This is a genomic window from Paraburkholderia sp. J12 (genome assembly GCF_905220215.1).
In the GTDB taxonomy this organism is placed as follows: Bacteria; Pseudomonadota; Gammaproteobacteria; order Burkholderiales; family Burkholderiaceae; genus Paraburkholderia.
The window spans coordinates 149,320-172,217 of sequence record NZ_CAJMZC010000010.1 but is presented as its reverse complement, the minus strand read 5'-3'; the positions used below and the strand labels follow the sequence as shown (position 1 = coordinate 172,217).

The 22,898-nt window shown below is 64.8% G+C and carries 22 protein-coding genes; 10 read left to right on the top strand and 12 right to left on the bottom strand.

Going from position 1 to position 22,898, the window contains the following annotated elements:
* Positions 1-169: 169 nt before the first annotated feature.
* Positions 170-1,450: a hypothetical protein gene (locus U5760_RS21255; RefSeq protein WP_322014264.1), complete on the top strand. Its 1,281-nt coding sequence runs from the start codon at positions 170-172 to the stop codon at positions 1,448-1,450.
* Between the two features lie 129 nt (positions 1,451-1,579).
* Here the strand turns inward: U5760_RS21255 and U5760_RS21250 are convergent, their stop codons facing one another.
* The 4 genes from U5760_RS21250 to U5760_RS21235 all read right to left on the bottom strand — a co-directional run bounded on the left by U5760_RS21250 (position 1,580) and on the right by U5760_RS21235 (position 5,110).
* Positions 1,580-3,289, bottom strand: a complete 1,710-nt coding sequence (locus tag U5760_RS21250; protein ID WP_322014263.1) for a fibronectin type III domain-containing protein — start codon at positions 3,287-3,289, stop codon at positions 1,580-1,582.
* Between the two features lie 187 nt (positions 3,290-3,476).
* On the bottom strand, positions 3,477-3,734 hold the full coding sequence (locus tag U5760_RS21245; RefSeq protein ID WP_322014262.1) for a hypothetical protein: 258 nt from the start codon (positions 3,732-3,734) through the stop codon (positions 3,477-3,479).
* A 63-nt stretch (positions 3,735-3,797) separates the two neighbouring features.
* On the bottom strand, positions 3,798-4,205 hold the full coding sequence (locus tag U5760_RS21240; protein WP_322014261.1) for a nuclear transport factor 2 family protein: 408 nt from the start codon (positions 4,203-4,205) through the stop codon (positions 3,798-3,800).
* 8 nt (positions 4,206-4,213) lie between these two features.
* Positions 4,214-5,110, bottom strand: a complete 897-nt coding sequence (locus U5760_RS21235; RefSeq protein ID WP_322014260.1) for a LysR family transcriptional regulator — start codon at positions 5,108-5,110, stop codon at positions 4,214-4,216.
* A gap of 102 nt (positions 5,111-5,212) precedes the next feature.
* Between U5760_RS21235 and U5760_RS21230 the strand changes: the two genes are divergently transcribed.
* Entirely contained in the window at positions 5,213-6,247 is a 1,035-nt protein-coding gene (locus tag U5760_RS21230; RefSeq protein ID WP_322014259.1) for an SDR family NAD(P)-dependent oxidoreductase, read from the top strand.
* A gap of 10 nt (positions 6,248-6,257) precedes the next feature.
* Here U5760_RS21230 and U5760_RS21225 read toward each other — a convergent pair whose 3' ends face one another.
* The 7 genes from U5760_RS21225 to U5760_RS21195 all read right to left on the bottom strand — a co-directional run bounded on the left by U5760_RS21225 (position 6,258) and on the right by U5760_RS21195 (position 12,448).
* Entirely contained in the window at positions 6,258-7,322 is a 1,065-nt protein-coding gene (locus U5760_RS21225) for a diguanylate cyclase (protein WP_322014258.1), read from the bottom strand.
* A gap of 152 nt (positions 7,323-7,474) precedes the next feature.
* Complete coding sequence (locus U5760_RS21220) at positions 7,475-8,686, bottom strand: M20 aminoacylase family protein (RefSeq protein ID WP_322014257.1); 1,212 nt, start codon at positions 8,684-8,686, stop codon at positions 7,475-7,477.
* Between the two features lie 39 nt (positions 8,687-8,725).
* Positions 8,726-10,045, bottom strand: coding sequence for an MFS transporter (locus U5760_RS21215; RefSeq protein WP_322014256.1), 1,320 nt, complete (start codon positions 10,043-10,045; stop codon positions 8,726-8,728).
* A gap of 546 nt (positions 10,046-10,591) precedes the next feature.
* The gene (locus U5760_RS21210) at positions 10,592-10,936 is read right to left on the bottom strand and encodes a zinc ribbon domain-containing protein YjdM (protein WP_322014255.1); all 345 of its coding nucleotides are present in this window, start codon (positions 10,934-10,936) and stop codon (positions 10,592-10,594) included.
* A 63-nt stretch (positions 10,937-10,999) separates the two neighbouring features.
* Positions 11,000-11,188 (bottom strand): ribbon-helix-helix protein, CopG family, encoded by a 189-nt coding sequence (locus U5760_RS21205; protein ID WP_322014254.1) that lies wholly within the window; start codon positions 11,186-11,188, stop codon positions 11,000-11,002.
* 71 nt (positions 11,189-11,259) lie between these two features.
* A complete protein-coding gene (locus U5760_RS21200; RefSeq protein WP_322014253.1) occupies positions 11,260-12,015 on the bottom strand; it encodes a spermidine synthase in 756 nt (251 codons plus the stop codon).
* The gene (locus U5760_RS21195) at positions 12,005-12,448 is read right to left on the bottom strand and encodes a hypothetical protein (RefSeq protein ID WP_322014252.1); all 444 of its coding nucleotides are present in this window, start codon (positions 12,446-12,448) and stop codon (positions 12,005-12,007) included. Before U5760_RS21195 ends, U5760_RS21200 begins: the two co-directional genes overlap by 11 nt.
* Before the next feature lie 316 nt (positions 12,449-12,764).
* On the opposite strand from U5760_RS21195, the gene U5760_RS21190 reads away from it, so the two are divergent.
* The 8 genes from U5760_RS21190 (at position 12,765) to U5760_RS21155 (ending at position 21,372) form a co-directional block, all read left to right on the top strand.
* Positions 12,765-13,574, top strand: a complete 810-nt coding sequence (locus U5760_RS21190) for a fused MFS/spermidine synthase (protein ID WP_322014251.1) — start codon at positions 12,765-12,767, stop codon at positions 13,572-13,574.
* Positions 13,575-13,594: 20 nt separating this feature from the next.
* On the top strand, positions 13,595-15,604 hold the full coding sequence (gene hyfB / locus U5760_RS21185; protein ID WP_322014250.1) for a hydrogenase 4 subunit B: 2,010 nt from the start codon (positions 13,595-13,597) through the stop codon (positions 15,602-15,604).
* Positions 15,601-16,551 carry a respiratory chain complex I subunit 1 family protein gene (locus U5760_RS21180; protein WP_322014249.1) on the top strand — a complete coding sequence of 317 codons (951 nt, stop codon included), beginning with the start codon at positions 15,601-15,603 and terminating at the stop codon, positions 16,549-16,551. The genes hyfB and U5760_RS21180 overlap by 4 nt, the downstream gene beginning before the upstream one ends.
* Positions 16,552-17,211 carry a formate hydrogenlyase gene (locus tag U5760_RS21175; RefSeq protein WP_322014248.1) on the top strand — a complete coding sequence of 220 codons (660 nt, stop codon included), beginning with the start codon at positions 16,552-16,554 and terminating at the stop codon, positions 17,209-17,211. It abuts the gene before it with no gap.
* The gene (locus U5760_RS21170) at positions 17,204-18,667 is read left to right on the top strand and encodes a hydrogenase 4 subunit F (RefSeq protein ID WP_322014247.1); all 1,464 of its coding nucleotides are present in this window, start codon (positions 17,204-17,206) and stop codon (positions 18,665-18,667) included. The genes U5760_RS21175 and U5760_RS21170 overlap by 8 nt, the downstream gene beginning before the upstream one ends.
* A gap of 7 nt (positions 18,668-18,674) precedes the next feature.
* A complete protein-coding gene (locus U5760_RS21165; protein WP_322014246.1) occupies positions 18,675-20,237 on the top strand; it encodes an NADH-quinone oxidoreductase subunit C in 1,563 nt (520 codons plus the stop codon).
* Positions 20,234-20,752 (top strand): NADH-quinone oxidoreductase subunit B family protein, encoded by a 519-nt coding sequence (locus U5760_RS21160; RefSeq protein WP_322014245.1) that lies wholly within the window; start codon positions 20,234-20,236, stop codon positions 20,750-20,752. The genes U5760_RS21165 and U5760_RS21160 overlap by 4 nt, the downstream gene beginning before the upstream one ends.
* A 239-nt stretch (positions 20,753-20,991) precedes the next feature.
* A complete protein-coding gene (locus U5760_RS21155) occupies positions 20,992-21,372 on the top strand; it encodes a DUF1090 domain-containing protein (protein WP_322014244.1) in 381 nt (126 codons plus the stop codon).
* Positions 21,373-21,454: 82 nt separating this feature from the next.
* Here the strand turns inward: U5760_RS21155 and U5760_RS21150 are convergent, their stop codons facing one another.
* Positions 21,455-22,849, bottom strand: coding sequence for an ATP-binding protein (locus U5760_RS21150; RefSeq protein WP_322014243.1), 1,395 nt, complete (start codon positions 22,847-22,849; stop codon positions 21,455-21,457).
* Positions 22,850-22,898: the final 49 nt, after the last annotated feature.

Here is a 22,898-nt window from a genome sequence, read left to right as displayed (position 1 = left end):
ACGGGCAGGACAACCGCGCGTCAAAGCCCCGAGATCCACTACTACGATTCCCTCCTGCCGGGGCAACCTGGTCGAACCTCTTTGATCTACACTCATACAATCCGGCAGTCGAAATAAAAATCAAATAGACGCTTTTCTCGGTCGCCTTCGAATAAAGAGTACTCGGGGTATGCACTCAGAAGAAAACAGGCCATCACTCGATCAGGCATCGCCACGCGCAGTCAGTCTGCAGCGCACGAAGCAGGTCACGTTCATCAAGACTCCCTGCAACGTAAGCGGCTCGATCTGTTTCGTGCGGACCAACGCAGGCGGACTGGGTTCGCAGCTTATCAGAATATTCCGCCTTCAACCGCCGGAACGGTTCAGTGGCGGCGTAGCGGTCTTTGGGCTGACTGGCCGTACGCTCGACGTCCTCAGAAGCGATGAGGAATTATCCAGAGCCGTCGACGCGGTGCTGCAGGCGGGCAGCCGGCTACAGTTGCAGAAAGGCAAGCTCATTGCCACCGTCAGCAACGCGAAAGCCGCCGAATCCGGGCAACGCCTTTCAGCCTGCGTGGGCGATGCGGCGATGCGCATCGAGCAGCTCATTGGAGCTTCTGTGAACGATGCAGTCGACACCGGTCGGCTAACGCTGCCCTATCTGTTTCTTTCCATTGGCACAGGGATCGTATTCGGCTTGTGCTTCTCGCTTCTGGAAGCCTCGCTGACACCGCTGACGATAGCGCTCTACTCACTGGCAGCGGGGCTGATATTCGCAGTCCTCACCGTCCTCATCGTCATTCCGGTTCACTTGCGATCCCAGGCCCTCGCAGGTGCCGTCGTTTCCACCGCCGTCACTTCGGCGTTCATCGGCTCGCTTTTCCTCGGAGCGAGTCTTACGATGATCGCGAACACGTGGCTTGGAGAAAAACTGCTGGCGGCCCGCGACGTCCAGACAACCGGCACGATCGTCGTCACCCATGGAAAGAACGCGCGCTGCTGGCTTGCGCTGGATCAGCCGTCGCAGGATTTCGTGCAGGGCGCAACGTTCTCGAGGCTGCCGCTTCAATGCGGCGAGGTGCACTATCACGCAGATCCGATGTCCCGTCTTTACGACGTCAAACTCAACCCCGGTCTGCTGGGCGCGCCTTTCGCGCAATCCATTCAGGCCATCGACGCGCCGTTGCCGCCGCTCTACGTGTCGGCCAGCGCGATACCGTGCCGCTACGGCCTGCCAGCCGAATCCCTGCCGGAACTGCCGCCGCAGCCGCTGTTCGCTGCCGTTCGTATCTCCCTCAACGCACAGGGCGAAATCATGGATGCCGTGCTCGAACAGTCGTCCGGCAGTTCCGCCTTCGACGATCTTGCCTTGCGCCAGTCGCGCCTCGCTACCTGCAAACCCTACTCCGGCCCGGATGGAAAAACCGTTCCCGTCGAAACGAACTTGCTGTTTAACGCGCAACCGCACTGACGCCATGTTGATCGACAATGCCGGTTCCACCTGGATCTATCGACGCTACGCTGCGCGATTGCTTGCGTAACGAATGGCCGACCGCCCGAACAGAGGGGCGAGCGCTACGCCCGCCCTGCACCGGATTGCTTACGTCCGTCGCGGCTTCTCCAGCACGATCGTTTCGAACAACTGGTAGTCGGCCGTGGGCGTCTGATCCGCACCGGGCGCGTGATAGTAGTTCATCGTGATGGTCGTCTTGCCGCCTGCCGTGCCCGGATCGTAGTCGAACACAGCCAGGCCATACCCCGTGCCGGTGTCGCGCCGCGCGGACCAGATCGCATCTTCCAGCGCGTCCGCCGGCGCGCGCACGAACGTGCCCACCGTCTTGCCCGGTATCGGGCGATTGGGTTTCGTGAAGACCTTGGCCTGAACCTGGCCCGTGGCGGCGTCCTTGCCATACACATCCAGCGGCGCGTTCGTTCCGCCGCCGCCCAGGATCAGGTGTATCGTGCCCTTGCTGGTATCGAACGTGGCATTCTCCGGATCGGACGTGACGACCGGCTTCGGCTGCAACGTTTCGACCGGCACACCCGTCGTGGCATCGACACCCGCGTTGCGGTTGTATCCCCGCACCGGGTAGCTGCGCTCGTAGTCGTGATCGTGGCCGCACAGCACGAGGTCCACGCCGTAGCGGTCGAATAGCGGCAGCCAGGCCTCCCGGATCCCTTTATCCGAACCGTTGCCGGTCGACGAAGACGAGAGCGCGTCCTGGTGCATCTGCACGACGATCCAGTCGACGCCCGGATCGTTCGAAGCGCGATGCAGCGTTCTTTCGAGCCAGCGGGTCTGCTCGCCGTTGCTGTAGCCGCGCACGTACAGCGACGTGCCGGCCGGGATCGGCGGATTGCCGGTACGGCTGTCCGGCACGAGCGGTGCCGGACCGGCCACGAAGGCGGCGGCATCCTGATAGACCACGTCGTCCGCATCGAGCGACACGAACAGGATCGATCCCACCTGGAAGCTATACCAGTGGCCGCGAAAATGCGTGCCGTTCTCGGGCAGCGTATAGCGCGTCAGGTAAGACGCGAGGCCCTGATTGCCGTTGTTGAATTCGAGTTCGTGATTGCCGGGGCACGGCATCCACGGACGATTGGCCGCCGAGGTCTGCACGTTGTTGCCGAAATCGCGCCACACCGAGGGTTGCGAAGTCGGGTTCAGGTTGCCGTAGCACAGGTCGCCGTTGAGCAGATGAAAGAGCGGCTTGAACTGCTCCACGGCCGCCACGGCGAAACGGCTCTGCGGATACGAGAGAACCCACTTCGTATTGGGCGTGGCGAGGTCGCCGTAGCTGGTCCAGCGAAAGGGCGTGCGCCCGCGCGGCGCCGTTAGGAAGTCGGCGCTGAACGGCGTGCCCATGTTGCTGTCGTTGTCGGCCGTCACCTGGTACAGGTAGCGCGTGCCCGGTTGCAGATCGTGCAGCGCGACGTGATACGTATAGACCGTTTCGCCGTTGATGCCGTCCGTATAGCTGCGTTCCACCGCATGCCGGACCTGTGCGCGCTCGCCCGTCACGCCGATGCTCACGCGAGGGTTCACCGCGGCGGCCAGCGAGGCCCACGAGATGACGACCTCGCTGGCCGGGTCCCGTCCCCAGGTCAGATGAACCTGCTCGGGAGTGCCGTCCGGAGCCGCCGCGACTGCGTTTGCGCTCATTGCCAACGCACCGGTCCCGGCGGCGAGGCCCGAAGCGCCTGCCAGCTTCAGGAAGCCGCGGCGCGAAACGCCCGTCCGGGGATCGCCGGGTTGATCGTTATGAGTGGCGCAGCACGCGTTCGCGAAAATCGAATCTTCGGACATACGGAGCCTCTACGGTTGAATTGGACGAGTTGACGGCTTCGAGCCGAATGGCGCTCGGGCGACGATTAACCCGCCGATTTTTCCGTAAATGCTTTTCGTAACGATGACAGCTTTGCAAAAGCGCCAGAGGGATTATCTATCGCGCATGTCCGCGGCATGCGTCGTGACAAGGGGTAAGCGCGGAAACTCAGGCAGGCGCAATCGCGCGCCCAATCGCTTTGAGCAGCGTGCTTTTCTCGCCCTCGGAGTTCACGGGAAAGCGCTCGAACTCCAATTCGATTCTCACGTCGGCATAAAGGCCGGTGGGATCCTCGTGAAAATGCAGAAATGGCTTCGATTTCCGATAGAAAATGCCCGTCGAGCGTTCGCTCAATCCGGGAAATTCACGTAGCTGGCAAAGCAAGCTCTCAAGCCGCTTCAGTGCCTCTGAACCTGCATGCTTCACGATCTCTGCCTCCCATCAAGACCCCGAGCCGACATCCCTCGAAAATCGAATCGTCTGAATCGTCTATTTAATCGGTTCGACGAACGCCGTTCGATCAAAGGGAGCCTCATAGAGCTCGGGCCAGAATTCGACCATCCGCGTGATTTTGCCTTGTTCGATCGTAAAGAACGAAATGGCCTTCGCATTGAGAACACCGTCCGTGACGTCCACGTCCGAAACCACCTCGTTCTCGTTGGCGACCATGCGGTTGATCGTGAAGACCCACGGCCCTTGTGCGGGATAGGCAGTATTGAGCCGCGCGAAATTCGTGGCGCCCCGAATACGCTCGTTCGATTGCGGCCATTCCAGCACGAAGTCCCTGGCCAGAACCGCCTCGACCGCATAGAAGTCGTTCGTGCCCATCAAGCGCCAAAACGCCTGTACGACGTCCAATGCAGCCGGATCCTGCCATACCTTAGCAGCGGTGTTCATCGTGCTCCTTATCCCGTTCCTTCAATGTACGCGCTCAAACCGGTTGCGAGCGCATCGAATACCGCCTTGCAGCGCGGATTGCCGCGCAGGTCCTCGTGCATCGTGATCCAGGTATCGAGCGAGAACGTAGCGCGCGCTTCGAGTACCCGCACGAGCCGCGGGTCCCGCCGCGCCACGCCGGCCTGGCAAAAGCCGATGCCGCAGCCCGCGCGGATCATGGCCAGTTGCGCGAGGTCGCTGCTGCTGCGGATCGAGAATGCCTCCCGGTGCCAGTTGGGAAACACCTTCGCGGCGTTGCGGATGAACGGCGTCACTTCGTCGAAGCCCACCAGTGCATGACCTTCGAGATCGTCGAGCGTGGCCGGCGTGCCGTGGGCAGCAAGATAGTCGTCGCGCGCGTGCAAGCCCACTTCGATCGCGCCGATGCGCTGCGCCACCAGCATCTCCTGCAACGGCCGCGTCATGCGCACCGCAATGTCCACTTCGCGCTGCAGCAGATCCTGCACGCGGTTGCTGGCCACCAGTTCGATCACGAGCCCAGGCTGCGCGCGCCGCAACCGGGCGATCACCGGCGGCAGCACCTCCACGGAAACCACCTCGCTCGCCGAAATCCGCACCACGCCTTTCATCTCTTCGCCACGGCTCGCCGCCGCGCGCTCCAGCGCCGCCGCGGTGCTGCGCATCGCCTCGGCATAGCCGCGCAGCGTCGTGGCTGCCTCGGTCGGCAACAGACCCGTTTGCGAGCGGGTGAAAAGCGGCTGGCCGAACGCCACCTCCAGCGCCTCGATGTGCCGCCCTGCGGTGGGCTGCGTAATGCCCAGGGCGCGCGCGGCCCCCGAAAGCGAGCCTTCGGTCAGCACGGCGAGAAAGGTGCGGTAAAGCTCCCAGCTGAGATTCGAGACCATACATAAATGTATAGCAGATAGCCTATGTTCGCCAATTTATTATGTGCGAGCCGTGGAGCAGAATGCTTCCATCGAAACCACGAATCAAAACGGAGAGCGGACATGGCAACCTCATTTTCCGGAGCAGAAGTCAAACGGGCCCTCGTGCTGGGCGCGACCGGCGGCATCGGCGGCGAAGTCGCGCGGCAGTTGCGCGAGGCCGGCTGGAAGGTGCGCGCGCTGCATCGGCGCGGCGGCCAGACCGCGGAAGCCGCGGCAGCGGGCGACGGCATCGAGTGGCAGCAAGGCGACGCCATGGATCGCGAGGCCGTGGTGCGAGCGGCGCAGGGCTGTCAGGTGATCGTCCACGCCGTGAACCCGCCGGGATACCGCAACTGGTCGCAGCTCGTGCTGCCCATGATCGGCAACACCATCGCGGCGGCGCAGGCTTCGGGCGCGACCATCGTGCTGCCCGGCACCGTTTACAACTACGGGCCGGATGCGTTCCCGACACTGCGCGAAGATCAGCCCCAGCAGCCGCGCACGAGGAAGGGCGCGATCCGCGTGGAGCTCGAGCGACAACTCGAGGCGGCCACGGCGCAAGGCGTGCGCACGATCGTCGTGCGGGCGGGAGACTTCTTCGGCCCTCACCTCACCGGCAACAGCTGGTTTTCGCAAGGCTTCGTCAAGGCGGGACAGCCCGTGCGCACGGTCCAGTTACCGGGCCGGCCGGGCGTGGGGCACCAATGGGCGTACGTGCCCGACGTGGCGCGCACCATGGTCGAACTGATCGAGCGCCGGGAAACGCTGCCGCTCTTCGCGGCCTTCCACCTGGGCGGCCACTGGGACCCGGACGGCACGAAGATGGCCGAAGCCATCTGCCGCGTCGCCCGGCTGCATGGCGCGAAGCCGCGTCAACGGCGCTTTTCGTGGGCGCTCGTGTACGCGGCGGCGCCGTTCATGGCGACGCTGCGCGAGTTGCTGGAGATGCGGTATCTGTGGCAGGTGCCGGTGCGGCTCGACAATGCGCGCCTCGTCGCCACGCTCGGACGGGAGCCGCATACGCCGCTGGATGTGGCCGTCGAAGCCACGCTGGCCGGCATCGGCTGCCTCGACCATCCGCCCACCCACGCGCCGGCGGCGGCCCACGCGAAGTAAGACGCGCCGCTCACGCCTGCTCGATCACCTCGCCCACCACGACGCGGTCGCGTCCGCCCAGCTTCGCGCCGTAGAGGCTGGCGTCGGCCTTTTGCAGCCAGGCGATGTGATCGCGCATATCCGGTCCGCATTGCGCCACCCCCACGCTGATCGTGCACGGGCAGGCCGCGCCGTCCTGCGCCGCCTGGATGCGGACTGTGGCGACCAGTTGCTCGGCGGCGGCGCGCGCCTCGGTGAGCGTCGCGCCCGGCAGCACCACGCCGAACTCCTCGCCGCCGTAGCGGCCGATCGGGTCCGTCTCGCGGAAATGCTCGCGCAGCATGCCGGCGAAGGCTTGCAGCACCGCGTCGCCGGCCGGATGGCCGTGGGTGTCGTTGACGCGCTTGAAGTGATCGAGATCGACCAGCAGCAGCGACGACGCATAGCGCCGCTCGCGGCACAGCGCGAATTCGGCCGCCAGCACGCTCTCCCAGCTGCGCCGGTTGAGCAGGCCCGTGAGGCCGTCGGTGCGGCTCAGCCTTTCGAGCGTGCGGGTCTGCTCGGCCAGTTGCTGCGAAATGCGATAGGTCGCCCAGCCCAGCGCGAGCGGGTAGACCACGAGGAACGGCAGGCAGGCGAGGACGGTGGGCAGGCTCGAGAACGGCTCGAACGCGAAGCCGAGTGTCAGCAAGCCGACGACAAAGCCCACCAGGTGAGCGAGCACGCCGCGCGCGAAGAGGCGCAAACCGCCGGCGGCGATGTTGTCCATGCTGAGCATCACGAGGATCAGCACGCACGGCAGCACGTTGAACCGCATCGCGACGACCCAGAAGCCGCCGCACGCGGCGTCGATCATGAGATTGACGCGTTCGCCGCGATACGGCACGTGGCAGGCCAGCGCCGCCCGGCGCGCGACGTGGGGCCAGAGAAAACCATGGAAGACAAGCAGGCCCCACAGCAGGAAACCGCGCTCCTGCTGCGCGAACACCGAGGCCACGCAAAAGAACCCGAGGCCGAGCCCCGCGATCCTCAGACGATAGACGCGTTCGACGAAACGTTTGCCCTTGCCGGCGTTGGCCTTCGATGCTGCACTCATTGCGTTGCTTCTTGCATATTCACGCTACGCCGGTCTGGAAGGACATGGGCTCCTATTGTGCCATTTGTTGGGAAAAAATTCGGGGTCGAAGGTGTGGACACAACAACGGACGGACGCGCGGCGCGCCCGCCCCATCCGGGCCCCGACCGCGCTCAGGCCACGAGGAACCGCTGCGCGAGGCGCACCCAGCACGCGGCGCCCAGCGGCAAGACCTGATCGTTGAAGTCGTAGCCGGGGTTGTGGACCATGCAGCCGCCGAACTCGCCTTCGCCGTTGCCCAGAATCAGGTAGCAGCCCGGCACGGCATTGAGCATCCAGGCGAAGTCCTCGCTGCCGTTGAGCCCCTTGGGCGCCTGCGTGACCACCTTGTCGTCGCCCACGAGATCGGCGCACACCTGCTGCGCGAGCGCTGTTTCGTCAGGCGTGTTGACCATCGGCGGCGTGAGCTGGCGGTAGTCGATCTGCGCCTCCACGCCGTGCGCCTGCGCGGTCAGTGCGACGATCTCGCGCACGCGCGCCTCCACGAGTTCGCGTGTTTCGGGCCGGGCGGCGCGCACGTTCAGGCCCAGTTGCACCGACTCGGGAATCACGTTGTGCGTGGCCCCTCCGCGGATATAGCCGATCGAAACCACCGCCGTTTCGTCGGGCGGCACGTTGCGCGCCACCACCGTTTGCAGCGCCGTGATGAGCGCACCCGCCGCCACTATCGGATCTTTCACGCGGTGCGGCATGGCGCCGTGTCCGCCCACGCCCTTGAGCGTCACGTCGGCCACGTCAGATGAAAGGCTCACCGGTCCCGGCAGCACGCGGAAGGTGCCTGCCGCCACGCCCGGCATGTTGTGCAGCGCATACACGGCATCGCACGGAAAACGCTCGAAAAGGCCCTCTTCGATCATCGCTTTCGCGCCGCACAGGTTTTCTTCGTCGGGCTGGAAGATCAGGTTCAAGGTGCCGTTGAAGTCGCGCCGGTCGGCCAGCGCCTTCGCCGCCGCGAGCAGGATCGCCGTGTGGCCGTCGTGGCCGCACGCGTGCATCTTGCCGGGCGTCTGGCTTGCATAGGGCAGCTCCGTCTTCTCGACGATGGGCAGCGCGTCCATGTCGGCGCGGATCCCGAGGCGCCGCTTGCCGTCGCCCACCTTGAGCTGGCCGACCACACCGCTGCGGCCGATACCCGTATGCACTTCGTAGCCCCACTTCGCGAGCAGCATGGCGACGAGCTTCGCCGTCGCGCTCACTTCGAAGCCCAGTTCCGGCTGCGCATGAATCTGGCGGCGAATGCCGATGAAGGTCTCGGCGTCGATTTCGATTTCAGGCAGCAGCGTGGGCAACAACTGGAACGGCGTGAGATGAGATTCGCGCTTCATGGCGAGGTCGTCCTCCAGATTCGATGTTTAACGAAAAAATCACGCAACGCGGTTTTCGCGAATGCTCAGTACAGCGAACAGGGTCACGATGGCGCAGGCGACGAGATAGAGCGCAGGCGTGAGCGGATTGCCCGTTTTCGCGAGCAGCCAGGTCACGACGAATTGCGAACTGCCGCCGAATACGGTCACGCCAATGCTGTAGATGACCGACAGCCCGCTTGCGCGAACGTGCTTCGGCAGCAACTCCATCATGATGAGCAGCATGGGCGTCGAACCGAGATTCGTGGCGGCCGTCATGACGACCGAGAGCAGCAGCACAAGCGGCACGCTGGGATAACGCGTCATCAGCCAGAACGCCGGCACCACCACCACGATGTTGAAGAAGAGCGAGGCCAGCACGAGCGGCTTGCGCCGCGCGAGACGGTCGGCGAGCCGCCCCGACACGAGCGACGCCACCAGCATCGTCAGGCCCGTGGCGCAGCCCGAGAGCAGCGACAGCGAAGGCGGCATCTTGAGCACGCGAATCATGTAGGTGGGCATGAAGAACACCACGAGATACATCCCGACCGTGCCCGCCGTCACCGCGAGGATGCCCTGCACCACCTGCTTGCCGTGTTCGCGCAGCAGCGTGCCGAGCGGGCTCTTCGCATCGGGCGCGGCCTCGTGGGTTTCGTCGAGTTTCGAACGGATATAGAGACCCACCGGCGCGATCGCGAGGCCGCCGAGGAACGGCAGGCGCCAGCCCCAGCTTTCGAGCGCGGCGGGCGTCAGGAAGACGTAGAGCAACGCGCCCGTCAACGCGCCGAGCAGCGCGGAGATGCCCTGGCTGCCCAGTTGCCAGCTCACGCGGAAACCGCGTTGCCCCACGCTACCCGACTCCATCAGCATGGCCGTGGCAGCGCCAATCTCGCCGCCCAGCGAAAACCCTTGCAGAAGGCGCCCCGCGAGAATCACGAGCGAGCCCAGCACGCCCGCTTGCGCATAGGTAGGCGCAAAAGCGATGCACAGCGTGCCCGCGACCATGAGCCCGATGGTGAGCGTCATCGCGGCCTTGCGGCCGCGCCGGTCCGCGTAGCTGCCGATCACGAAGGCGCCGAGCGGCCGCATCACGAAGCCGATGCCGAAGGTCGCCACGGCCAGCAGCAGCGAGCCATAGGGACTGTCCGAGGGAAAGAAGAGCCGGCCTATCAGCAGGGCGAAGAAGCTGTAGACCGTAAAGTCGTACATTTCGAGCGCGTTGCCGATCGAGCAGGCGGCGATAAGGCGGAACGGGCTCGTGCGCGAAGCCGCATGCGGCGGCGCACCGGCGAGGTGCGAGGAGCCGGCTTCGTCGGCGGCCGTGAGCGTGACGTCATTCATGGCGGATCTCCGCAGGACGGTGTGAACGAAGCGGGCCACGGCGCGTTTATGCGACTCGGGGCCCATCGTACAGACAGCTTTCGGCAGGACAACGCCGGCATGGGGCTGCGCCGGCCCGATCGATATTCAACCCGGCTTTATTTTTGAAAGAAGTAATATATTTTCATTGCGATAACCAGATGGAATCGCTTGAATCGAGGGCGAGGCAATTCTGGCGCGCTCAAGGTGCCGGAGGAAAAGACTGCCTGGGTCAACTTACGGTGCATCGCCGCTCGGGAGAAACCGGCAAGATGAGAGGCAGTTCCTGCGCGCGCGTATCCGTCAACGGGATGACAATGGGCGAATTATCAGCCTATGTTAATAAACTGATTCGACCGTGCGAATGAACTTCGTATGCCTGATAGATGGCGCCGGAGCGTTGGATCCGGTGCCATCTACTGTTTGGCGGGCGGGTTGGAATTTGCCGCGCAAGGACTGCGGCGGCAGGAAGGCAGAAAGGCAGGAAGCAGGCGACTGGGTGCGCTGCCGAAAACCGGCGCGGGGCGGTCAGGCTTTCCTGACGAATTCCGACTTCAGGCTCATCGCGCCAAAGCCGTCCACCTTGCAGTCGATGTCGTGGTCGCTGTCGACAAGACGGATGTTCTTCACCTTGGTGCCCATCTTGATCACACCGCCCGAGCCCTTGAGCTTCAGATCCTTGATGACGGTGACGGTGTCGCCGTCCTGCAGGACGTTGCCTGCCGAATCGCGATAAACCTTTGCTGCCGGCTCGGCCGCCGAGGCTATCGCGCCCGGCGTCCATTCGTGCGCGCACTCGGGGCAGATATAAACGCCGCCGTCTTCATAGACGAATTCGGAATGGCATTGCGGGCACGGGGGTAAGGTGCTCATAGTTCAGTCCTGGTGCCTGCTTGAAAGGTGTTGTTACGTAATCTGCGCTTACCGGCGCTGTACTTACCGGCGCGACCGGGCGCCGACCGTGCTTTTCGTCTTGTAGGTCACGCCGTGCTGCGCGAGATATTCGCGGATCAATTGACGAACGACCTGCGAAGGTGTCAGATCCTGCGCCGCGCATAATTCTTCGAAGGCTGCCTTCTTTGCGGGATCGATCAGAATCGTCAGTCGGGCGCTTTTGGTTTCCATCACACGGGTCTTTGTCGTCCAGATATGTTAATCAAATTATAATCGAAACCGGACACCGGCGGTTGACCCATTTATGGATCCCCCGCGCCTCGCTCGAACGCCGCAACAATAGCGAGCATATCCACTTGATGGCTACGCGCCAGCGCACGCGCGCGTTCCCGCATCAGCGCGCGGGACGGAAGCTCCCGGGCGCCCTTCCACGCGAACGCGATAACGTTGTAGTCGCTGCCCTGCGCCGGCACCAGCGCCAGCGCCCCGCCGAACACGTCCCTCAACGCGCGTAGATAGCGGTGAAAATGCGGCTCGTCCGTGACCAGATTGACCACCATGACGCCGTCGTCGCCAAGCCGCCGCCGGCAAGCCTCGTAGAACCCGTGCGTCCCGAGGCCGGCCGGCATGCCATGCGCCCCAAAGCCGTCCACCAGCAGCACGTCCGGCCGGTGTCCCGGGATGTTGACGTACTCCGCGCCGTCCGCGCACACCACGCTGAAGCGCCCGTCGTCCGCAGGCAACTGGAATACGTCGCGCAGCGCAATCACGGCCGGATTGATCTCGACGGCGGCAATGACGGTCTCGGGCAGATAGCGATAGCAATACCGGACGAGTGACCCGCCGCCCAGGCCGATCATCGAAATGCGGCGCGGCGACGGCTGAAACAGCAGAAAACCCATCATCGTGCGCGTATAGCCCAGCGCAAGCGCGCAGGGATCGTGCCGCAACATCGTGCTTTGCACGGAGCGCGCATCGAAAAACAGCGAAACGACCTGATCGTTCTCAACGATCACCGGTATGTCGGGCGCCTCGCTCGCCGGTTCGTCAAGCCACATCCACTTGCGCCCTGAGAAGGAATTCGCGCAGCAGCGAGTCCCAGTCCGCGTCGCGCACGGCAATCGTGGCGGTCTCGATGCACGCCATGTTCCGGTCGAAGCGCATGGCGCGAAGACGCTGGACCGGCAATACGCGGCCAAAGAAAAGACCCGCCTCGTCCAGCAGAAGACTGGGCTTGCGCCGGTAGCGCGCCGCCATCACCGAAAGCGGATCCTGGACATGACGGGCGGACTCCGCTGCATAGACGAACACCACGTTGATGCCGGCCGCATCGAGCCGGTCGCACGAAGCCGCAAAGCGGTGGAGCAACTGGAAACCGCGCCCGCTTGCCCGCCCCACGCCCACGGCGACAAGCCCCCGCACGCCGGCCGCCTCGCGCAGAAGCACGCGCCGACGCTCGTGCGTCAGCAATGGAACATCGACGTTGATCATGCCAAACCCCTTCCCGCCCGCGACATCTTCATCCAGAGCAACCTCAGGCCATCGCCGCGAAAGTATAATTATATGTTAATGTTATTCTCATTCCATGTAAACGCATGCCGAAGCGGGGCAGGTATCCTGAGACGGCTCCTCGTCCCGCGCATTTATGTCCCATTCGTGCGTATGGATTCCATCTGGAAACACTGGAGCCGCTCTGCTAGCATGCCCATTTCGTTAACATATTGTGTTAATCCCATGCGCTCCGCACGGGAGTTGCATGACACCAGGCGGTTGCACACGACTCATGCCTAGTTCGGAGAACCCGGAGTTGTCCTCCAATCAGCACCTGTTCAACGCGTTCTTCGTGGAGCTGCTCGGCCGGCATCCCGGGGCACCCGTTGTCCACGAGGGACTGCGCACGCGCTCCCTGTGGTTCGGCGCGCTCGGCGTCCAGACCGCCATGCGCAAGAACGATCCGTTCGCGCTGCATCTCCCGTACACGCGGGCCATGATGGCGTTCCAGCTGTTCCAGCCCCAGCCCGCGCACATCCTCATCGTGGGACTGGGCGGCGGATCGCTCTCCAAGTATTGCCACCGCCACTTTCCCGACGCGCTCGTCACCACTGTCGAGATCGACGAGCGCGTCATCGCATTGCGCGACGAATTCGAGATTCCCGGCGACTCCGCGCGCTTTCGCGTCGTCCATGCCGACGCCGCCGCGTATCTGGCCACCCTTCGCAACGCCGCCGACGCCATCCTGCTCGACGGCTTCGATGCCCTCGGCCTGCCGGTCAATCTGTCGAGCCAGGCGTTCTACGACAACTGCCATGCCGCGCTGCGCGACGGCGGCGTGCTGGTGGCGAACCTGCTCGAGCGCGGCGATCAGGCAGCCGTCTGCCTCGAGCGGATTGGCCGCGCCTTCGGGAAAACGCCTTTGCGCACGCGCGCGCGGCGCGACGGGAATCCGATCGCCGTCGCCGTGAAGCACGCCCCGGCGCCGGACTGGCCGGCGCTGCGCGCTCGCGCGTGCGAGATCGCACTGTCGGGCGGTATCGATCTCGGCTCGCACGTGAAGAACATGGAGCGCAACGACCGCGCCCCCGCGCCGTGGCACCCGTTGCCCGCCGCGCAGGATTGACACCATCGGAGACCCTTTCGATGGAACCCCGCCTCGTGATCCAGTTCGTCCTGCTCATCGTCGCCGGATGGCTGGCGATCGGGGTCGCAGGATTCGCCTCCCTGCGCCGCACGCGGGTGGTGGCCCACGGCCTGTTCCCGGCGGGCGCGCTGCTGGGCTTGCTGCTGCTCGGCGCCGGCCTGTACGGCATGCGCGCGGGGGCCCAGACGCTCGTGCTGCCGCTCGGCCTGCCGGGCTTGCCCTTCCACTTTCGCATCGACGCGCTCTCGTCGTACTTTCTCGCGGTGCTCGGCATGGTGAGCGCCGGCGTGAGCGCATTCTCGGCCGGCTATTTCCGCAAAGGCGAGGGCACGCCGCCAGGCCTGCTGTGCTTCGAGTACCACACGTGCCTCGCGAGCCTCGCGCTCGTTCTGCTCGCCGACGACGCCTATAGCTTCCTCGTCGCCTGGGAAATGCTGACGATCTCCGCCACGTTCCTCGTCATGAGCAACTCCCGCATCGCCGAAATCCGCAGCGCGGCGTTTCTCTACTTCCTGATCTCGCATATCGGTGCGCTGGCGCTGCTGATATGCTTCGGATTACTACAAAACAACACCGGCGACTATACATTCGCCGCCATGCGCGCCCAGCAGCTTTCGCCGCTCTGGGCATCCGCCGCGTTTCTGCTCGCGCTGGCCGGCTTCGGCGCGAAAGCGGGGATCTTTCCCCTGCACGTATGGCTGCCCGAGGCCCATCCCGCCGCGCCTTCGCCGGTCTCGGCGCTCATGAGCGGCTTCGTCCTGAAGGCCGGGCTCTACGGCCTGCTGCGCACGGTCTTCGACCTGCTGCACCTGCAGATCGCCTGGTGGGGCGTGCTGCTGCTCGCGCTCGGGCTCTTCACGGCGCTGTTCGGCGTCGTGTTCAGCGCGATCCAGTCCGAGATGAAGCGACTGCTTGCCTACTCGTCGATCGACAATCTCGGCCTGATGTTCGTGAGCATGGGGCTCGCCATCCTGTTCCGCGCGTTCGGCATGAACGGCCTCGCCGCCCTGGCCATGACCGCCCTGCTGTTCCAGATCGCCAGCCACGCGGCGTTCAAGAGCCTCCTGTTCGTCGGCACGGGCGCCGTGCTGCACGCTACCGGCGAGCGCAATCTCGGCCGCCTCGGAGGCCTGGTTCACCGGATGCCCTGGACCGCCTGGGCCGCGCTCGCCGGCACGCTCGCGAGCGCCGGCCTGCCGCCGCTTTCCGGCTTCGTGTCCGAATGGCTCCTGCTGCAGAGTTTTCTCTTCACGCCGGGACTGCCGAATGCCTTCCTCAACATGGCCGTGCCGGTCATCGCCGCGCTGATCGCGCTCGTCGCGGCGCTGGCGGGCTATACGATGGTCAAGTTCTTCGGCATCGTCTTTCTCGGGCAGCCGCGCGAAGCCACGCTCGCTCGCGCACGCGACGCCGGCATCTGGGAACGCGTGGGCATGGGCTGGTTTGTCGCGGTCACCGTGCTGCTCGGCCTTCTTCCCGTTCCGGTCGTCCGCCTGCTGAGCCCGGTCGTCCGCGAACTGGCGGGCACCGACCTCGGCGCGGCGGTGTCGCAAAGCGGCTGGCTGCTGCTCGCCCCTACGAGCGCGGGGCGTGCGAGCTACATGCCAGCGGTCTTCCTCGCGTTCTTCGCGGGCTGCTGCGGGCTGGCCTGGCTGCTCGTGCGCCGCTTCTATCACGGCCGGCTGCGTCGCGCGGCGCCGTGGGCGTGCGGCCACCCGTTCGTGAACGCGCGCATGCAGGACACCGCCGAAGGCTTCGGGCAGCCCATCCGCGAGATCTTCACGCCGTTCTTCAAGATCGAGCGGCATACCCCCTCGCCGTTCGACGCGCAGCCGACCTACCGCGTGGTGGCCGCCGACCGCACCTGGGGCTGGATCTACGCGCCGCTCGCGGGCGGTGTCAGGCGCATCGGCGAGCTCGCGGCACGCTTGCAGGCCGGCCGGATCGGCCTCTACCTGACGTACAGCTTCCTCGCGCTGATCGTCCTGCTCGTGCTGGTGCGCCGATGATCACGCTCTCCGGACTGCTGTCGCAAGCGCTCGAAATTCTCGTGGCGCTCGCCGCCGCGCCGCTGCTGTCGGGCTGGGTCGATATCTGCCGCGCCCGGCTTCAGGGCCGGCGCGGCCCCAGCCTCTGGCAACCGTACCGGGTCCTGCACAAGCTCTTCAACAAGGAATCCATCGTGGCGCGGCACGCCAGCCCGCTGACGCGCTTCGTGCCCTATGCCGTCTGGGGCTGCATGACGCTGGCGTGCGCGATCGTTCCCACGCTCTCGACCGACCTGCCGCTTTCGCCGGCCGCCGACGCCATCGCGCTCGTGGGTCTCTTCGCGCTCGCGCGCGTCGCGACCTCGCTCGCGGCCATGGATGCCGGCACTGCATTCGGCACGCTCGGCGCCCGGCGCGAGATGCTGGTGGGCTTCCTTGCCGAGCCTGCGCTGCTCATGGTGCTGTTCTCCACCTCGTTGATCACGCAATCGACGCTGCTCACGCGCATCGTCGCCACACTCGCCCACGGCGAGCTGGCCCTCTACCCGAGTCTCGCTTTCGCGGGCATTGCGTTCGCGATGGTGTCGCTGGCGGAAAACGCACGCCTGCCCGTCGACAATCCGGCCACGCACCTCGAACTGACGATGATCCACGAAGCGCTGATCCTCGAGTACTCCGGCCGCCATCTCGCACTGATGGAGTGGGCCGCGAGCCTGAAGCTCTTCGCATGGTCTTGCATCGGCCTCGCTCTCTTCGTGCCCTGGGGCATCGCCGAGGCGGGCAACCCGATCGCCCTGCTGCTCGCCGTACCCGCGCTGTTCGTCAAGCTGCTGGCGGGCGGCGCACTGCTCGCGCTGGTCGAAACCCTGAACGCGAAAATGCGGCTCTTTCGCGTGCCCGAATTCCTCGCGACGGCTTACCTGCTCGCCGTCATCGGCATGCTTGTCCACTTCCTGCTGGGGGCCTGAATGCACGGCCTCGCCACCCAGATCGTCAATTTCCTCGCCGCGATCCTGCTGCTGATCTCGTTCGCGATGCTGAGCCAGCGGCGCCTGCTCGCATTGATCCATCTCTACACGCTGCAGGGACTCGCGCTCGTCCTCGCCGGCCTCGTGCTCGGTTTCCTCACGAACGACACGCACCTGTACGTCTCCGCGGTGCTCACGCTCGTGCTCAAGGTGGGGCTGATCCCCTGGATCCTCTATCACCTCGTCAAGCAGCTGAACGTAACGAGCGACGTGGAATCGCTGCTCAACATCCCCGCGACCCTGCTCACGGGCATCGTGCTCGTGATCGTAGCGTTCAACGTGGCGCAGCCGGTGACGCAGTTCGCCGCGTCGGTCGCGCGCGGCACGCTCGGCATCGCGCTCGCATGCGTGCTGCTGTCGTTCCTGATGATGATCACGCGCGCGAAGGCCATCCCTCAGGTGATCGGCTTCCTTTCGATGGAGAACGGCCTCTTCTTCGCAGCGACGGCCGCCACGAACGGCATGCCAATGCTCGTCGAATTCGGCGTGGGGCTCGACGTGCTCGTGGGCATGCTGATCCTCGGCGTGTTCATGTTCCAGATCCGGGAGCGCTTCGACAGCCTGGACATTCCCCACATCGAGAAGCTCAACGATGAGTGACGCCTGGATCCTCTCGGCGGTTCTCGGCCTGCCGCTTGCGGCGAGCGCCAGCCTCGCGCTCGTGGGCGCGCACCGTCGCGCGCCGGACCTCAACGCGGCGTTCAGCCTCCTCACCTTTGCCGCCGCGCTCGTGCTCGCGCTGCAAACGGCGGCGCACGGACCCGCTTTCGCGTGGGGAAAGCTGTTCCACGTCGATGCGCTCAACGCCTTTCTTGCCGTGCTGACCGCGCTGGTGGGCTGGACCACGGCGCTGTTCTCGAAGCCCTATATGCGCTTCGAACTCGGCCGCGGCCGCATGAGCGCGAACCGCATGCGCCTCTATCACGCCATGTACCAGCTGTTCATCTTCGCGATGTTGCTCGCACTCCTGACGAATAACGCGGGCGTCCTCTGGGTCTCGATGGAAGCCGCGACGCTCGCAACCGTGCTGCTGGTGAGCGTCTATCGCACGGCGGCCAGTATCGAAGCCGCATGGAAATACTTCATCCTGTGCGGCGTCGGCATTGCACAAGCGCTGTTCGGCACGATCCTGTTCTACCTCGCCGCCAGCCGCGTGCTGGACGGCGGTGACGCGCTGCTCTGGACCAGCCTGAACGCCGCGAAGGCCAGCCTCGACCCCGTCGTCGTCTCGCTCGCGTTCGTGTTCCTGCTGATCGGTTACGGCACCAAGGTCGGCCTCGTGCCGATGCACAACTGGCTGCCCGACGCGCACGCCGAAGGCCCCACGCCCATCTCGGCCGTGCTCTCGGGACTGTTGCTCAACGTGGCGCTCTACGCGGTCCTGCGCTGCAAGGTGCTTGCCGACGGTGCACTCCAGAACGGCCTGCCGGGACATCTGCTCGTAGGCTTCGGGCTTCTCTCACTCCTCGTGGCGACCTTCTCGCTGCTCCGGCAGAAGGACGTGAAGCGCCTCTTCTCGTTCTCGTCGATCGAGCACATGGGCATGATGACCTTCGCCTTCGGGCTGGGCGGGCCCGTGGCCACGCTCGCCGGCCTGCTGCACATGACGGTTCATTCGCTCGTCAAGTCGGCCATTTTCTTCACTGTCGGCCATGCCGTGCAGCGAACCGGCACCCAGGCCATCGACGGCATACGCGGACTCGCGCACACGAGTCCCGCCGTCGGCTGGGGGCTGATGCTCGGCGCGCTCGCCATCCTCGGCATGCCGCCCTCGGGCGTCTTCGCAAGCGAATTCCTGATCCTCACGACGGCACTGCACGCAGTGCCGTGGTCCGTGCCGTTTCTGATGCTGGCGCTCGTCGTGGCTTTCGCGGTGATCTTCCGGCACATGCAAGACATGGTGTTCGGCGACGCCGCGGTGCCGCCGCCGTTCGGGCATCGGCCCGCGCTACTGCCCGTATTCATCCATCTGGCCATCGGGCTCATGCTCGGGCTCTATATCCCCTCCTGGCTCCTTGCGTGGTATCGCGAAGCTGGGACGCTGATCGCAGGATAACCGCACCATGGAGATCGACACCCTCAACCTGCCAGGCCTCACGCGCCTCGCCGCCTTCGCCGGGCCGCCGGCGACGCTCGTCGCGCACGTCGATGCCGCCGCATGGACCGGTACGGCCTCCGCCGTTCACGAGGGCGGCGGGCGCCTCGTCACGATGTGGGGCCTCGAAGACGAGAACGGCATCTTCACTGTGTGCGCGGCCTACGCGGCCGAAGACGGCCTGCTGTGGGTCCGGCTGCCGCTCGGGAAACGTTCGGCCGGAGCGCTCGACTATCCGGATCTCTCCGCGCGCTTTGCGTGCGCGACGCGCATGCAGCGCGCCCTTTACGATCTGACCGGCTTGCGAGCGAGCGGCGCAACGGACCTGCGCCCGTGGCTGAATCACGGCAACTGGCCGGCCGACTATTTCCCGTTGCAACGCAGCGCATCGGGCACGGAACGCTTCGGATCGCAGGAAGCCGATTACGCCTTCACGCGGGTCACGGGGGACGGCGTACATGAAATTGCCGTGGGACCGATCCACGCCGGCATCATCGAGCCCGGCCATTTCCGTTTCTCCGTGGTCGGCGAAAAGGTGCTGCGGCTCGAAGAGCGTCTCGGTTACACGCATCGCGGCATCGAGCGCCTGTTCGAACGCACGCCGGCGCTGGCGGGCCATCGCGTGGCCGGCCGGATTGCCGGGGACAGCACCGTCGCGTTCGCGTGGGCTTATTGCATGGCGCTGGAGCACGCGCTCGACACCCCGATTCCGCCTCGCGCGCAATGGCTGCGCGCGTTGCTGCTCGAGCGCGAGCGCGTGGCCAACCACCTCGGCGACCTGGGCGCGCTCGGCAACGACGCCGGCTTCGCCTTCGGCCTCGCGCAGTTCTCGCGGATGAAGGAAGACTGGCTGCGCCTGAACGAGCGGGCCTTCGGCCACCGGTACCTCTTCGACACGATCGAGCCCGGTGGCCTCGCCCGCGATCTCGACGACGAATGGGCCGGCGCGATCATTGCCCAGAGCGAGCGGATTGAGCGCGAGGTCCGGTCGATGCGCCGCATCTACGACGATCATCCTGGACTGCAGGACCGCTTTGCCAGAACCGGCATTCTCGATGCCCAAACAGCCGCCTATTTCGGCGTGTGCGGCCTCGCCGCGCGCGCGAGCGGCGGCACGATGGACCTGCGGGTCGATCACGGCCCCGCACCCTACCGCGAAATCGGCGCGCGCCTCACGCAGGACGAGCGCGGCGACGTGGCGGCCCGCGTCGCGCTGCGCTTTCGCGAGATCGACGAATCGCTGCGCCAGATCCGCGCGATCCTCACGAACCTGCCGCGTGGCGACATTGCGGTGCGTCCCGAAACGGGCCGGCCGCCGTCGTATGGGGCGGGCTGGGTGGAAGGCTGGCGCGGAGACGTGTTCGTCGCGCTGGAAACGGGCGGCGACGGCACGCTGGTCCGCTGCCATTGCCACGACCCGTCGTGGCAGAACTGGCCCGCGCTCGAAGCGGCGATCATCGGCAACATCGTCGCGGATTTTCCGCTGATCAATAAATCGTTCAATCTCTGCTATGCGGGGCACGACCTGTGACGTGGCAACTTCTTAAACGCATCGCCCGCACCCGCGCACCCGCCGAGCCGGTCCCCGCGGGCGGCGACGACTGGCGCACGGAATGCCAGCAACTGCACCAGCAGATCCTCGACGTGCTCGGCCGCGCTCTCAGCATCCGGCAGATCGACGCGGGATCGTGCAACGGCTGCGAACTGGAGATTCACGCGCTCAACAATCCCTACTACAACATCGAAGGCTTGGGGATCCGCTTCGTTGCCAGCCCGAGGCACGCCGACCTGCTGCTCGTGACAGGGCCGCTCGCACTCAACATGCGCGAAGCGGTGCGGCTCGCGTACGAGGCCACGCCCCATCCCAAACTCGTGGTCGCCGCCGGCGAGTGCGCGTGCACGGGCGGCATCTTCAGCGACAGCTATGCCGTCTGCGGCCCGCTCGCGAACCTGCTGCCTGTCGATGTTTCGATTCCGGGCTGCCCGCCTTCGCCGGTCGAACTCCTGAGAGGCATCCTCGCGGCACTTCGGACAAAGACGGGTTAAGCGCCAGGCTCGTCGATCTTTTGCCATTGCGTTCGACCACTACAATGCGTCGCAGCCGCACGGCGCCCTGAAATACCGATCGCCATGCGAGTTTCGCCAGCGAATGAATTGCCAGTCTAAAAATTCGTAGAGGGAATAGAGATTCTCAGCAAAGGCTCATATTACACATATAGTATGATTAACGAGACCGATTCCCCCTGCTGTTCACGCCCCATCGCGCCGCCACCATGAGACATCCCATGAATATTGCAATCAACGCAATCCTCGTGTGCGCAACGATCTACCCGATGGTCTGCGACGCACAGGCGAACAGTTGCGACGCGAAACGCCAATCGATTGAGCAAGAGATTGCTTACGCGAAGGTACACGGCAATGCGAAGCGTGTCGACGGACTCGAAACTGCACTCGCGCAAATGAACGCCAACTGCTCCGATGCGCTGCTGCGCAGCGATGCACAAGACAAGGTTGCCAAGGCGCAAAAAAAGCTGTCTGAACGCGAACAGGATTTGCAGGAAGCCAGGAGCCAAGGCAAGAGCGCGAAGAAAATTGCCGATCGGCAACGCAAGGTCGATGAAGCTCATGCCGAACTCGAAAGGGCTCAGGTTGACGCACTGCAGTGATCCGACGACGTTGCCGATTCGGTAACGACTGAACGGCAATATCACCTGGGATCGGGCCTTTCAGTGCTCAGTTGCCTGGCGTTCAGGCTCGGGAAGCATGGACGTATGCAGCATGCCCGGCGCACGCGTCGCTGCCGGACTGCCCCAACGGCTCGCGCCCGACCAGCGGAAACGTCACTACGGCACGCAAGCCAGGTTGACCGCCTCGGCGGTTGCTCAGCGATATCGTTCCGCCGTGCCGCAGCACGATGGCACGTACGATCGAGAGACCGAGTCCGCTGCCCTCGATGCCATGATTGACGCGGAAAAAGCGGTCGAAGACACGCGGCAGCGCCTCTTCGGGAATGCCAGGTCCCGTATCGGCCACTTCGATGCGCACGCAATCATGTACGGTAAAGACGCTCAAGTCGATAGAACCGCCTTCGGGCGTGTAGCGCAGCGCATTGTCAACGAGGTTCTTCACCACGGCACGCAGGTCGGATTCGGTCGCGCAGACACGCGCCGGCGCAAGCTCGTCGGCACCGATGTCGATACCTTTGACCCGCGCGATCGGCAACAGGTCTGCGACGACCGAGGTCACCACCTGCGTCACCTCGACCGCGTCCGTTGGGATCTCGACGAGCTGCGAGTCGGCGCGCGCAAGCTGCAATAGCTGCACGACGAGCAGGCTGGAACGATCGATGGTCTGCCGCAGCGCCTGAAAGCGCTCTTTATTGGAGTGCGCGATATCGCCCTCGAGATTGTCGGCATGGAGCTTGAGCGCCGTGAGCGGCGTACGCAATTCGTGCGCCGCATCGGAAATGAAGTCGCGTTCGAGCCTCATCGATTCACCGAGGCGCTGGATCATGCGATTGATCGAGCAGACGAACGGCATCAGTTCGACGGGCAGGTCCCGCGCGGACAACGGTACCAGATGCGCGGGGTCGATCGCGCGCGCCTGCAGGCCTAGCCGGTTGAGCACCCTGAACGAACGTCGCACGCACACGAAAACGGCCAGCCATACGGCGGGAATCAGGACGAAAACCGGCAGCAACCCTCTAACCGCACTCTCTTCGGCCATGCGCTGCCGCACCGATGTGCGTTGCGCGACCTGGATCACATCGTTGTCGGGTGCGACCATGGTATAGACGCGCCACGCCTCGCGGTTGACGATCTGATCGGAAAAACCGGGCGCAGCGTCGCGATTGAAGACGACGGCGCTATCCGTCGTTCTGGCCGGCCGCTCGTGGTCGGGCTCCCAGACGAGCACTGCAAGATCGTCCGCGTTCGACGAACCCGCGGACCGACGTGGAATCGCATCCTCGAACAGATCGCGAACGCGCTGCGCGACATTCGACAGCCGGCTGTCCAGCACAGCGTTCACGCCTACGCGCGCAAGGTCGTACGAGCTGATCGCCTGAGCGATGGTGAAGACCGAAAGCACGATCCCCAGAGAAAGCACGAGCTGCGTGCTGAGCGATCTGGTTTTTGCTTTCATTTTGCATTCCTGTACAACACGATGAATCGTCTGCGTCTACCGAAAATTC

What these genes read in the sequence shown, in the direction of transcription:
- U5760_RS21255 (WP_322014264.1), top strand. Translation starts at nt 170, where the DNA reads ATGCACTCAGAAGAAAACAGGCCATCACTCGATCAGGCATCGCCACGC.
- U5760_RS21250 (WP_322014263.1), bottom strand. Translation starts at nt 3,289, where the DNA reads ATGTCCGAAGATTCGATTTTCGCGAACGCGTGCTGCGCCACTCATAAC.
- U5760_RS21150 (WP_322014243.1), bottom strand. Translation starts at nt 22,849, where the DNA reads ATGAAAGCAAAAACCAGATCGCTCAGCACGCAGCTCGTGCTTTCTCTG.
- U5760_RS21235 (WP_322014260.1), bottom strand. Translation starts at nt 5,110, where the DNA reads ATGGTCTCGAATCTCAGCTGGGAGCTTTACCGCACCTTTCTCGCCGTG.
- U5760_RS21170 (WP_322014247.1), top strand. Translation starts at nt 17,204, where the DNA reads ATGAGTGACGCCTGGATCCTCTCGGCGGTTCTCGGCCTGCCGCTTGCG.
- U5760_RS21175 (WP_322014248.1), top strand. Translation starts at nt 16,552, where the DNA reads ATGCACGGCCTCGCCACCCAGATCGTCAATTTCCTCGCCGCGATCCTG.
- U5760_RS21230 (WP_322014259.1), top strand. Translation starts at nt 5,213, where the DNA reads ATGGCAACCTCATTTTCCGGAGCAGAAGTCAAACGGGCCCTCGTGCTG.
- U5760_RS21225 (WP_322014258.1), bottom strand. Translation starts at nt 7,322, where the DNA reads ATGAGTGCAGCATCGAAGGCCAACGCCGGCAAGGGCAAACGTTTCGTC.
- U5760_RS21240 (WP_322014261.1), bottom strand. Translation starts at nt 4,205, where the DNA reads ATGAACACCGCTGCTAAGGTATGGCAGGATCCGGCTGCATTGGACGTC.
- hyfB (WP_322014250.1), top strand. Translation starts at nt 13,595, where the DNA reads ATGGAACCCCGCCTCGTGATCCAGTTCGTCCTGCTCATCGTCGCCGGA.
- U5760_RS21205 (WP_322014254.1), bottom strand. Translation starts at nt 11,188, where the DNA reads ATGGAAACCAAAAGCGCCCGACTGACGATTCTGATCGATCCCGCAAAG.
- U5760_RS21195 (WP_322014252.1), bottom strand. Translation starts at nt 12,448, where the DNA reads ATGATCAACGTCGATGTTCCATTGCTGACGCACGAGCGTCGGCGCGTG.
- U5760_RS21165 (WP_322014246.1), top strand. Translation starts at nt 18,675, where the DNA reads ATGGAGATCGACACCCTCAACCTGCCAGGCCTCACGCGCCTCGCCGCC.
- U5760_RS21210 (WP_322014255.1), bottom strand. Translation starts at nt 10,936, where the DNA reads ATGAGCACCTTACCCCCGTGCCCGCAATGCCATTCCGAATTCGTCTAT.
- U5760_RS21155 (WP_322014244.1), top strand. Translation starts at nt 20,992, where the DNA reads ATGAATATTGCAATCAACGCAATCCTCGTGTGCGCAACGATCTACCCG.
- U5760_RS21180 (WP_322014249.1), top strand. Translation starts at nt 15,601, where the DNA reads ATGATCACGCTCTCCGGACTGCTGTCGCAAGCGCTCGAAATTCTCGTG.
- U5760_RS21200 (WP_322014253.1), bottom strand. Translation starts at nt 12,015, where the DNA reads ATGTGGCTTGACGAACCGGCGAGCGAGGCGCCCGACATACCGGTGATC.
- U5760_RS21220 (WP_322014257.1), bottom strand. Translation starts at nt 8,686, where the DNA reads ATGAAGCGCGAATCTCATCTCACGCCGTTCCAGTTGTTGCCCACGCTG.
- U5760_RS21215 (WP_322014256.1), bottom strand. Translation starts at nt 10,045, where the DNA reads ATGAATGACGTCACGCTCACGGCCGCCGACGAAGCCGGCTCCTCGCAC.